Origin of the sequence: Alkalibacterium thalassium, from assembly GCF_900101165.1 — a bacterium.
Taxonomy (GTDB): domain Bacteria; phylum Bacillota; class Bacilli; order Lactobacillales; family Carnobacteriaceae_A; genus Alkalibacterium; species Alkalibacterium indicireducens.
Genome location: NZ_FNFK01000059.1, coordinates 1 through 10921, shown reverse-complemented (window position 1 = coordinate 10921; position 10921 = coordinate 1). Strand labels below are relative to the sequence as shown.

The following is a 10921-nucleotide window of genomic DNA, read 5'->3' as shown; positions in this document are numbered from 1 at the left end:
GTACTATTCACAGTCTGAACAAGGCGTGGAGAATCAAGTGATTCTTGCGATGATTGTCTACTTACTGACGTTACTGATGAAACTGGAATTACGCTTGAAATCAAGCCTCTTCACTATTTTGAGACAAATCAGAGCGTTACAGTATGAACCGTTTGCGTATTTCAAAGAATCGTTCGCCCCTGGTTAAGTGAAAGAGAGTACAAATGGACTAATCCACAACTGAATAACCCTAAAAATTTCTGGAAAAAGTCATCCCTTGCGCCAGCACTTGACTTTTTTGGAAATTTTAACGAAAACTACTTGTGATGAAAGTAACAATGTATGAAATCATTTATTCTAAGTTTTATGCAACACTAGTGAAAAAGTTAGGTTTCCGATTTATTACTAAGGGGGGAACTAAAGGAATATTTAATATGGGCAAAGCAATTCCTATTTTAGGTGCAGGATTTGGATCAGTATTCGATTATAGTACTACGAAAATTATCGCAAATAGAGCAAAAAAAGTGTTTAGTGAAGATGGATTTATTAATATTGAAGCGTTGGAAAGCTAATTGATTTTGATATAGATAATGAAAAGATGAGGTTAATATAATGACTGATAGAACAGTATTGAAATGCCTTTATGATCAAAATTTAATGGGAAGAAAGTCTTCTATACACGGAAATAATGAATATCGGCTTAATAGGGCTTAAGAACAGCTCGAATTTCATAAAGAATTACTTAAAAAACCAAATACTGAGAAGTCATATAAAGATTTAATTATAGAACATGCCAACGATTTTTTAAAAAAGTTAGGTATGCCCCAGGTACAAAATCCTATATATAAATTGAATGAGAAGCCAATTGATAGAGATTTTTATAAGGATATAAAAGAGAAATATAACTTAGTTTCCGTTAATGATATAGTTTGGATGAAATTTACTCAAGAAGGTGTATTAGGAGTTTTAGGAGTAAGTAATGATATAAATTTTGACATTCCAAATAGTACTGATTATGATTCTTTAGATAGCAAAGGTTACTGGCGCTTTAATACCTCAGGAATTATAGTGCATTCTGTTGGACAACAATGGGATGAAGAGTTTGTACTAGTATTTCCGTTAAAATCTATTCCAGAAGGATATGTTAGAGGAGATATAGAATGTGGAATAGGAAATTACCTTATTGAGAATGACATCCCAATTTTAGATTACTACTCCCATAAATTTTGAATAAGTTATAGTACTTAATTGAGTAAATTTTAAACTAGTTAGATTTTTAAATCCAATGGTATTTATCAATTATTTCTCATACAGTCACTTGATAGAGAAGCATCTGTATGAGAAATAGTCAGGTTTGTATTGAAGTTCACTTAATTTTTATTTAAGCTAGTCATGAGAATAACTTCTTTCTAAGTGCTAGTTTAAACACCCTTACCATATCAGACAGTTCAAAGAAAATGTACGAATTATTCAGGATAATAATAAGCCACCAAGGATTTACATAAATCAACCATTTAAATTTAAAACAGTAAAAAGGGGTTTAACTTATGGGAACTAAACTTAGAAAATACAGCTTTTGTCTAAGTGTGTTTTTCTTAAATATAACTTTACTACTCCTAGAACTAGACTATTTATTTAGGAGAGCAAGATATATTGAGACATATGGCGTCTCTTCTACGATAAGTGAAGAGACCGCTATGAATATGCAAACCATTAATAGTATTAGAGCTACATTAGGTCAAGGAGTAGTACTTATTGCTATTGTGGCTTTTATTGTATTTGTTTATAAATCCAATAATCATGGTAAGTACTTTCTTGAGTACTTATTTATCAATGCAGTATTTATTTTATTTACATGGGGACTATCCGTTTTATTCCCCTTTCATATTATAGAAATAACTACACCATTGGCTTTTTCTTTGGTATTGAATGGATTACTTGGTCTAGTCTATTTGTTTAAGACATATAAGAAACAAAACAAATCGCTGCTACATCAATAAATAAAACGTTAGACAAGAAATATGCGTTTACTCATTAGAGGCAGACAGTGGATATCTAACCAGGAAATCTTAAAAGAAAAGATCGTCATGGGATTTGTTGAACCATTTATTAAAGAACTACCAATGGAATACGCCGTTGAACTGAACCGTCTGATCTCTTATGAGACGGAAGGGTCAGTGGGATTGAACTGATTAAATTCAAAGTGTTTAATCGACCCTTCGAGTTTATATATTTCAAAAAAGTACTTGTTAAAAAAACAACCATGGTGTTAGTCTCCTATATGAGCTAACACCATAGTTGTTTTTATGATTGAATAAATTATTGTGAAGCAACAACCTTATTTCGTCGTAATGATGATCCATTTGATTTAATAACTTCTTTATACCATTCAAAAGATTTCTTTGGAGTTCTTTCTAATGTTCCACTTCCGTCAGGCTGTCGATCGACATAAATGAATCCATAGCGTTTGTCTATTTGGGCAGAGGCTGCACTGACTAAATCTATACAGCCCCAGGCAGTATAGCCAAAAACATCTACCCCATGTTATAAAACAAATAGTTAACTTATTAAATTTGTTTGTATTCCAGTTCGAGTGCCCGTTTAACAGCGGGGCGTTCGTCAATGCGATCTGCCCATTCTTTCAAGTGAGTGTAGTTATCTGCTTTAAGGAATTCTGCCGCATTACCATACAGTTTGCCCTGAACCAGACGGCCATACCAAGGCCAAATTGCCATATCTGCAATGGAATAGGTGTCCCCATTGATGTAATCCTTATCAGCCAAATGTCTGTCGAGCAAGTCAAGCTGACGTTTGGTTTCCATCGTAAAGCGGTTGATTGGATACTCCTGCTTGGTTGGCGCGTAGTGATAGAAATGTCCGAATCCACCGCCGACATAAGGTGCTGCACCCGTCTGCCAGAACAGCCAGTTCATCAGTTCTGTTTTTTCTGCCAGATCATCTGGTATGAACTGCCCGAATTTTTCCGCAAGATATAATAGGATATTGACAGACTCAAACACACGCAGGGGCTTATCCAAAGAGTAATCCATCATGGCTGGTATTTTGGAATTGGGATTGATTGCGACAAAGTCACTTCCGAACTGATCACCTTCACCAATATTAATTAAGTATAGGTCATAATCGGCACCTTGAGCACCGGCATCTTTCAGTTCTTCCAGCATGATCGCAACTTTCTGTCCGTTAGGTGTGCCCAATGAGTAAACTTGTAAGGGTGCCTCTCCGACGGGAAGTGTCTGTTCAAAGCGACTTCCTGCGACCGGCTGATTCCCGAACTGATTCTTTTCATCTTTATTCCATTCCCAAACTTTTGGAACATCGTATTCTGACATAGTATCCGCTCCTTCAATTATTATATAATTAGTATACTGCATTTCCTGTTTTTAACAAGAAATCAAGATTCGGATTATTAAAGAAGAAAGGACTTAAAAGATGAAAAACACCATCCAATTTAGACTCGAAACAGTTTTTGAGACAGTACCACTCGAGAAAAATTAGCACTTAAATGATATGACAACTTATATGTTTGATAACTTAAGACCTGGCATGTCACTAATGCTAGGGCATCAGTATCTCTCTTTTGAGATTGACTGCGATTGACTGCGAGAGGCATGTGGCGCTAGGAGTTTCGGGCTTTTTTAGATTGGATTTTATGTCGGGAAAAACATTAGAAAAATGATCCTCTGAGAACCTAAAGCCGTTGCCTTTACTGAAGTGCCTATTCAGTTCAAGCACTTCTACAGGCAGAAAAGTCGCTGGGCTCGAGGCATGGTCGAAGGGCTGAAAGCCGTAAAACCATGGCAGCAGCCTATCCGGTATATCCGCTTTCTGACAAGTATCAATCTGTTCATGCCGTTTCTGGATACAGCCTACACTTTTGCCTGGATACCTGGTCTTGTTTTAGCTATGTTTGGCATTTTCTGGATCATCGGGCCGATGACACTGCTCGTCCTGCCACTGGCCATGCTTCAGAATTATATCTTGTTCGTCTACCAGCGCCGGGTCTTTAAAGATCTCAACCTGAGGATTCGTAGCAATCGATTCGGATTTGTTGTTTTTGTTCTTTTCTACCAGCTCGTGATGAGCCCGATTTCAATCATCGGTTATGTTCAGGAAGTATTTGCTAAAGAGCGTGTCTGGAAATAAAGAGAGTCATAAAAAAAGACCTTCTCACTAAGTGACGGCAATTGATTGATCAGTGCCTTAGTGAGTGGGTCTTTTCTCTGTCAACTATCTGTTATCGATGGTTTCTGGATACAGATCATGGTTAGCCAATCTGTTCCATGCCACGTCTTCCCAGCGCGTACCGGGCTTACCGTAATTGCAGTAAGGATCGATCGAAATGCCGCCTCTAGGAGTAAATTTACCCCAGACTTCGATGTATTTCGGATCCATCAGTTTGATCAGGTCTTTCATGATGATATTCATGCAGTCTTCATGGAAGTCCCCATGATTTCTGAAGCTGAACAAGTAAAGTTTGAGAGATTTACTTTCTACCATTTTTTCACCTGGGACGTAGGAAATATAGATTGTCGCAAAATCAGGCTGGCCGGTAATCGGACAGAGGCTGGTAAATTCCGGACAGTTGAATTTAACAAAATAGTCGTTATCCGGGTGTTTGTTGTCAAAACTTTCAAGGACTTCTGGTGCATAGTCCATACTGTAACTGACTTGCTGGCTGCCCAAATGCGAGAGGCCCGTCAGTTCGTTTTCATTTCTTCCAGTCATTAAATCACCTTTCTGTTCTTAAGTGGTTTCTCAAGGGCTTGCGTTAATATAACCCCTGCAATACCTGGGATAAGTTGACCAATCAGCAAGTTCACTACCAGTACCCAGTAAGGAACACCAAGAAGGATAGTCAGATAAGCAGGAACACCAAATCCTATAATGAATATAATAGGGAGAGCCACTAGCCAGCGTGGCAAGTTGAACCGTCTGATCAGTGCGATGGCGCCTGATACTGAAATACCAATAATGAATCCGCCTAGTACATCGATCGGTCCCAGGCCGCCGAAAAAGAAGTTGGATAGTGCGTTAGCCAGACCAAGTGGAAAAACAAGAAAAGGGAATAAATAAGAAAGAGCATAAAGACTAGTTGCGATTCTGATCTGATACGCCCCAAAAGAAAAGGCGGACGTCGTAGCCATGACGACAACATATAAAGCGATCGTCAGCGCAGAAATTGTCAGTTTAAGCGTTTTGTTGGATTTAAGTGCAGTCTCTTTCATATCAATCACCTCCAATTAAAATGTGTCCCGCGGTTATCTGAATGGCCAGATAAGTCCGGCAGCACAAAAAAACGTCTCTAGTCAATTAGCTAGGACGTTAAAATAAGGCAGTTTTCAGCTGCCGTTCCCTAGTTTTGTTTTTCGACAGGATGGTCACGAACTGTCTATTCAATTGGCTTATAGTAGAATACCATATTTTTACATCAGATACTAGCTGATAATTAAACAGGTACAAGATATAGATGTTAATATGAATAAAGAATAAATAGAGGAATATAGTTGTAAAACATTATGATTGTCGTATAATTTAGGTTAAGTATCATAATACGGAAGGGTGTACATATTCAATTATCTGGCACTCCCTTGAATAAAATGATTCAAATGATTTGGAGATGACAAGTAAATGGTCAATTATAAACGCTTCGCACTACTTTCACTTTTTTCGGCAACGGTCGCCCTGGCAATCTCTTTAATGCTGAGAGCTTCGGTCGGGGTCGGAGCCTTTGATGCGATGACTCAGTCGCTGTCCGTTCTGTCAGGGATTCGTATTGGAACAATCGCTATGGTATTCAATCTGCTCTGTGTTCTAGGTCAGTTCATCATTTTGAAGAAAGAATTTGGCTTCAGCCGGTTTCTCCAGATTCCCTTAAGTATACTGATCGGGATGCTGGTCAATTATTTCTATTATTCCTTGTTCGCTTCGCTCCAGTTTGACACTTACATTGCATCACTGGGGACGTATTTTCTGGCACTGGTCCTGGCAACTTTTTCGGTGAGTATGGTCATGGTACTGAACCTGGTGACCTTTCCTATTGAAAGTTTCTGTCTGGCTTTGACGAGAGCTGTTCCGATGAAGTTTGCAGCCATCAGACAGCTCGTAGATATTATATTTATCATCGCTTCTATTGCACTCACATTCACATTCGGATTAAGTTCATCGGTCAGAGAAGGAACGATTATCGGGATGCTGTTCTTCGGTCCACTGATGGGCTATTTCATTAGAAAAGTCCAGCCCGTGCTAATGAAAAAAGGTATTGTAGAAGAAATGGCTTAGAAACATAATTTCTAAATGCTTTATATTTATATAATTAAATCAAATCAGTTAAGATAGACATGACGAGACTTCACAATTACAGAAGGATGGTTATGTCTATTTTTTCTACAGAGGTTTTTAAAGGTAAGCATGCATTAGTCACCGGAGCAACGGGTGGGATTGGGTATGAAACTGCAAAAGGTCTGTCCTCTATGGGTGCGGATGTGACGATCACAGGCAGAAAAGAAGACGTTCTGAATGATCTGAAGGATGAGATTTTAAACGATTTTCCAGATGCTAAGGTTAACGTAGCTGGGGCAGATCTGGCAGACGCATCGAATCGGGAAAAGCTGGTGCAGTCTGCGGAAAATGCGTTTGGTCCGGTTTCTCTGCTGGTTATTTCAGCCGGCATGACAGGCGGAGGCGTACTTGAAGACTTGACTCAGGAAGAACTGGAACGCGTAATGCATTTGAATTTCACTGTACCGATTCTGCTGACCCAGCGCTTATATGATTCGATGAAGAAAAATAAAGAAGGGGCTGTAGTTAACGTCTCTTCATTATCCGGTTTGAGAGGAACCGTCGGTGGAACGGCCTATGTCGGGTCCAAGTTTGCCCTTAATGGGTTTACCCAGTCGTTTGCACTGGAAGCGATCGAGCATAATATTCGTGTGAACGCAGTCTGTCCAGGATTCGTCGATACGAAAATGGGAAGAGACGGCATTAAATCTAAAGGGGAAAGACACGGAAACAGTTTTGAAGAACAACTGAAGATCGAGAATGAAAGCTTGCCGTCCGGTCGTATTTCAACTCCAGAGGATGTAGCCAATACAATCCTCTTCCTGCTGACTGACGCAGCCGAAAATATTGTCGGAGAAGCCGTCATCATATCCGGTGGCTCACTGATGAGATAAATGAATTATTCACTCGCATCGACTGGACTAATCTGGTTGATGCGGGCTTTTTCTTGTAAAAGAGGACTCTTTGAAAAACATATAAGCGGGCGAGGCGCAAGTCTGTGTGGATAAAATAATATCTGTTATACTAAAAAACAAAAAGGAGATTATCATGGATAAAAAACAAGTGGAAGCAGATCTGGCTGAAAAAAAGAAAGAATTGAAGGAAGCATAGGAACATTACAATAAGGAAGAAGAATTTGACTCTGGCCCCTACGCTGAAGTAGAAATCAGACAACTTGAAATAGAAGTTGACTCACTTGAGGAGAAATTGAAGGACCTGTAATTTAGGTCTTTTTTCTTTTCCTGATTCACATAGTCAAACGCATTTCGGTCAGTTATACTGAGTAAGTCAGAAGATAAATCAGAATTACATAAAAGCCTGACTAGGGCCGTACTGGTCTTGGCAATGGGTAATGTAGTATGAACGGGGAGAAGAATTAAATGAAAACAGACTATATGATTAAACCGTACGATTCACAGTATGAAGACAGCTGGATCAGATGCAAAGCATTATCCTATCTATACAGTCAGTTCAAAGACCAGATCGAAGCTGAGAAGGATACATATACTGAAGAAGATGGGTATGCAGAAGCCATTGAACGTATTGCTTTAACAAATGAGGATAAGGTTATCGGTATTCTGGATGTAGGCATTTACGACGACGAGCGCAGCCAGTACGACCGTTATGTTCCTCATTTAGATAAGGGATCATACATGGATATCATAGCTGTTCACCCTGATTACCAGAAAATGGGTATTGCTCAAAGCCTTATTGATGAAGTAGTGAATGAATTGAAAGAAAAGGGAATAGACTATCTAACTATTTTCACTCGGGATGATCCAGCTGCAAACGCCCTATATAAAAAAATAGGTGCAGAGCTGTTGACAGAAAGCTATAGAGTAAAAGGGACGCTGAGAGACAATGATGAGCGAATCGGGTCCTTTGAACCGAATCCTGTCGGTAAAAGAATTATTGTAAAGACACCTGACGGCAAGGACATGCCATACATGACAGACTCTGGCTGGTACTGGGTGTATGATAAAAAGTACCTTGATTTATTCGACATAGAGGAATCCTTCGTGGAACGAACTTATGTGCTGAAGCTCTAGTCGGCTGTCGGATAGAAGGAAGAACCTTGAAACAAGGTTCCGGCTTGATTATTATACACATTTTGAATTGCTTAGAGTAAATAAGGCATTTGAATTGAGGCCGAATGGCTCATAAAAAGTATATATGGCCCGTTCGTCCTTTTAAATTTAGATCGAATGGCGCATAACAAAGATTTATGAGCCATTCGTCGACTTAAGTTCCCCCTCAATGGCTCATAAGTACAAGATATGACCCATTCGCGGTCATTCCCATTAGATTCATGACCACCTTATGCAAACAAAGAAGACATGATTCTGCAGCTGCCTGACTATCTGAATCTGTCCCTAGTGAAGATATGGAGCATCTACTCTCAATAGTGTCTGACTTCAATTCATTTAAGTGAGGCAGCTGACAGGCTGATAAATATAGATAGAAAACGATACGTTCGAGAATTTAAAATACAAATAAAAAAGCAAGGAGTACAATGATTAAAATGATACAAACACTGATTTTCGATTTAGACGATACGATACTGGATTTTAAAAAGGGAGAGCAGTCTGGACTGAGTAAAGTTTTTGCATCCTATTCACCGGGCCATATTGAATATGAAGAATGGCTCTCAACATTCAAAAGGGTAAACAGCGGAATCTGGAAACAGATCGAAGATGGGGGGTCATCCAAGGATCTTTTGAATACCCGATTTTCTGAAACATTCAAAGTTTTTGAATTTGAGGCTGATGGACAACGACTTGAGCAGGATTACCGTAGTCATCTCAACGAGAATTTCCATGTGCTAAAAGGGGCTAAAGAGATGCTTGTACGATTGAAATCACAGAACTATAGACTCATAGCCGGCACTAACGGAACGGCTGGTACACAGTGGAACAGACTGAAGGGAACTGGACTGATAGCATTATTCGATGATGTTGTCATTTCAGAAGAAATTGGCGTAGCTAAGCCAGACCGACAGTTCTTCGTTCGGCTCTTTGAAAAGAATAAAGAGGCAGCCCCACAGCAAACTATCATGATTGGAGATTCATTACGCTCCGACATTCAAGGTGCTCTCAATGCCGGTCTAACTAATATTTGGTATAACCCTTTACAACTCACAAACAGTACAAAAATCATTCCCGATTATGAAGTCTCATCATTTAAAGAAATGGAAAAGGTAATAATGGAGAAAACGGCTTAAGGGAAAAGTGGGTCTCTTTAGATTAAGGCATGATGAAAATATCTCCCATTAGCACAGTATTACTGTTTTGTTTCATTAGGATATGATTAGAATACTACATAAGAAAGGATTAATCGCAATGCAAAACACTCAGATGAACGCCGCAGGATACGAAGGGGAGGACCTTACTACGATTTAACTAGACGGCTCATCCCCCGAGTCTTTCTTAAAAACCCTCCGATTCTTATTCTGGATGAAGCCACGAGCTCTCTTGATAATGAGAGTGACTACTTCGTCAAGGAATCAATGGAGACACTGGAAAAAGGACGGACCACACTGGTCATTGCGCACAGATTGTCTACGATCAGGAATGCACAGCGCATTATCGTCCTGGAAAATGGACGGATTGTTGAAGAAGGAACACATGAATCCCTGATCGAGAGTACAGGACCTTACTACAGTCTGTATAATCAACAGTTTAAACTATAAAAGGATCTCTGCATGGCTAGGCTGTGCAGGGCTTTTCTTTAATTAAATTGTAAAGGAGTCTGGGCAATATGAAAAAGCCTAAAGGATTGAAAATGGGAGACAAGGTAGCTGTTATAAGTTTGTCTAGTGGGATTCTGGGAGAATCTTTTGCTGAGCACCAGTTAAAATTGGGGTCTGAACGGCTGACAAAATTGGGTCTTGTCCCAGTGTTCATGCCTCATGCACTCAAGGGAATGGATGCGCTGGACAAATATCCTGAATGGCGAGCAGAGGATTTAAAAGAGGCTTTCAGGGATCCATCAGTTAAAGGCATCATTTGTGCAATTGGCGGAGACGATACGTATCGCCTTCTTCCTTATCTGATGGAAGACGATGAGTTCATTGAAAATGTTCAATCCTCGCCCAAACTGTTTACAGGCTTCTCAGATACCACTGTGAATCATCTGATGTTTCATCGCTTAGGTATGACTTCTTTTTACGGACCGAATTTCTTGAATGATTTTGCAGAATTGGGCAGCGAACTTCTCCCCTATACGAAAACTATTGTAAAAGGATTGTTTGCAGGCCATGAACTTGACGGTGTGCCAGCAAGCGACACGTGGTACGAAGAGAGAACTGATTTTTCAGAGGGAGCCTTAGGAAAAGACCGCAAATCACATATCGAAGAGAATGGGATTGAAGTGCTTCAGGGAGAAGGCCATGTCACGGGGAAACTGCTTGGAGGCTGTCTTGAAAGTTTAGTTGAATGTCTGACAGGCGAGCGCTACAAGGAGCAAGATGAAATCATAAAAAAATTTAACGTAATTCCGAAAGAAGTCTCCCACTTCTAAGCGTATGGGTGCGAAGCACCAGTGAAAGTGGGAGATGAATGTCGGTCAAGCGATAGCTTGAAGTGGTTAATCTGTCATTTTTGTTGTATACTATATTCAGTGGTAACCAACAGAAAGGAAGTGA

The 10921-nt window shown here is 39.6% G+C and carries 13 protein-coding genes and 3 pseudogenes; 12 read left to right on the top strand and 4 right to left on the bottom strand.

Annotated features, from left to right (window positions below):
• The 5 genes and pseudogenes from BLR76_RS11885 to BLR76_RS11880 all read left to right on the top strand — a co-directional run.
• Positions 1–187, top strand: a pseudogene (locus BLR76_RS11885) (IS4 family transposase); the annotation flags it as partial.
• Positions 188–302: 115 nt separating this feature from the next.
• Positions 303–551, top strand: coding sequence for a hypothetical protein (locus BLR76_RS09810; RefSeq protein ID WP_143009234.1), 249 nt, complete (start codon positions 303–305; stop codon positions 549–551).
• Positions 552–798: 247 nt separating this feature from the next.
• Entirely contained in the window at positions 799–1209 is a 411-nt protein-coding gene (locus BLR76_RS09805) for a hypothetical protein (RefSeq protein ID WP_091268532.1), read from the top strand.
• 317 nt (positions 1210–1526) lie between these two features.
• Positions 1527–1979: a hypothetical protein gene (locus BLR76_RS09800; RefSeq protein WP_091268530.1), complete on the top strand. Its 453-nt coding sequence runs from the start codon at positions 1527–1529 to the stop codon at positions 1977–1979.
• Between the two features lie 21 nt (positions 1980–2000).
• The gene (locus BLR76_RS11880) at positions 2001–2171 is read left to right on the top strand and encodes a hypothetical protein (protein WP_176759685.1); all 171 of its coding nucleotides are present in this window, start codon (positions 2001–2003) and stop codon (positions 2169–2171) included.
• Positions 2172–2298: 127 nt separating this feature from the next.
• Here the strand turns inward: BLR76_RS11880 and BLR76_RS09795 are convergent.
• Positions 2299–2520, bottom strand: a pseudogene (locus tag BLR76_RS09795) (family 1 glycosylhydrolase); the annotation flags it as partial.
• A 26-nt stretch (positions 2521–2546) separates the two neighbouring features.
• Positions 2547–3329: a glutathione-dependent disulfide-bond oxidoreductase gene (gene yghU / locus BLR76_RS09790; protein ID WP_091268529.1), complete on the bottom strand. Its 783-nt coding sequence runs from the start codon at positions 3327–3329 to the stop codon at positions 2547–2549.
• A 376-nt stretch (positions 3330–3705) separates the two neighbouring features.
• Between yghU and BLR76_RS09785 the strand changes: the two are divergent.
• Positions 3706–4143: pseudogene (locus tag BLR76_RS09785) on the top strand (hypothetical protein); the annotation flags it as partial.
• Positions 4144–4227: 84 nt separating this feature from the next.
• Here BLR76_RS09785 and queF read toward each other — a convergent pair.
• Positions 4228–4725, bottom strand: a complete 498-nt coding sequence (queF, locus tag BLR76_RS09780; RefSeq protein WP_091268526.1) for a preQ(1) synthase — start codon at positions 4723–4725, stop codon at positions 4228–4230.
• On the bottom strand, positions 4725–5225 hold the full coding sequence (locus BLR76_RS09775; RefSeq protein WP_091268525.1) for a QueT transporter family protein: 501 nt from the start codon (positions 5223–5225) through the stop codon (positions 4725–4727). Before BLR76_RS09775 ends, queF begins: the two co-directional genes overlap by 1 nt.
• A 403-nt stretch (positions 5226–5628) precedes the next feature.
• On the opposite strand from BLR76_RS09775, the gene BLR76_RS09770 reads away from it, so the two are divergent.
• The 6 genes from BLR76_RS09770 (at position 5629) to BLR76_RS09745 (ending at position 10797) form a co-directional block, all read left to right on the top strand.
• Positions 5629–6279, top strand: a complete 651-nt coding sequence (locus BLR76_RS09770) for a YczE/YyaS/YitT family protein (RefSeq protein WP_091268524.1) — start codon at positions 5629–5631, stop codon at positions 6277–6279.
• 92 nt (positions 6280–6371) lie between these two features.
• Positions 6372–7172, top strand: coding sequence for an SDR family NAD(P)-dependent oxidoreductase (locus BLR76_RS09765; RefSeq protein ID WP_091268523.1), 801 nt, complete (start codon positions 6372–6374; stop codon positions 7170–7172).
• A 486-nt stretch (positions 7173–7658) separates the two neighbouring features.
• The gene (locus tag BLR76_RS09760; RefSeq protein ID WP_091268522.1) at positions 7659–8327 is read left to right on the top strand and encodes a GNAT family N-acetyltransferase; all 669 of its coding nucleotides are present in this window, start codon (positions 7659–7661) and stop codon (positions 8325–8327) included.
• A gap of 464 nt (positions 8328–8791) precedes the next feature.
• On the top strand, positions 8792–9499 hold the full coding sequence (locus BLR76_RS09755) for a YjjG family noncanonical pyrimidine nucleotidase (protein ID WP_091268520.1): 708 nt from the start codon (positions 8792–8794) through the stop codon (positions 9497–9499).
• Positions 9500–9784: 285 nt separating this feature from the next.
• Positions 9785–9967 carry a hypothetical protein gene (locus BLR76_RS09750; RefSeq protein ID WP_176759686.1) on the top strand — a complete coding sequence of 61 codons (183 nt, stop codon included), beginning with the start codon at positions 9785–9787 and terminating at the stop codon, positions 9965–9967.
• Between the two features lie 68 nt (positions 9968–10035).
• Positions 10036–10797: an LD-carboxypeptidase gene (locus tag BLR76_RS09745; protein WP_091268519.1), complete on the top strand. Its 762-nt coding sequence runs from the start codon at positions 10036–10038 to the stop codon at positions 10795–10797.
• Positions 10798–10921 lie beyond the last annotated feature (124 nt).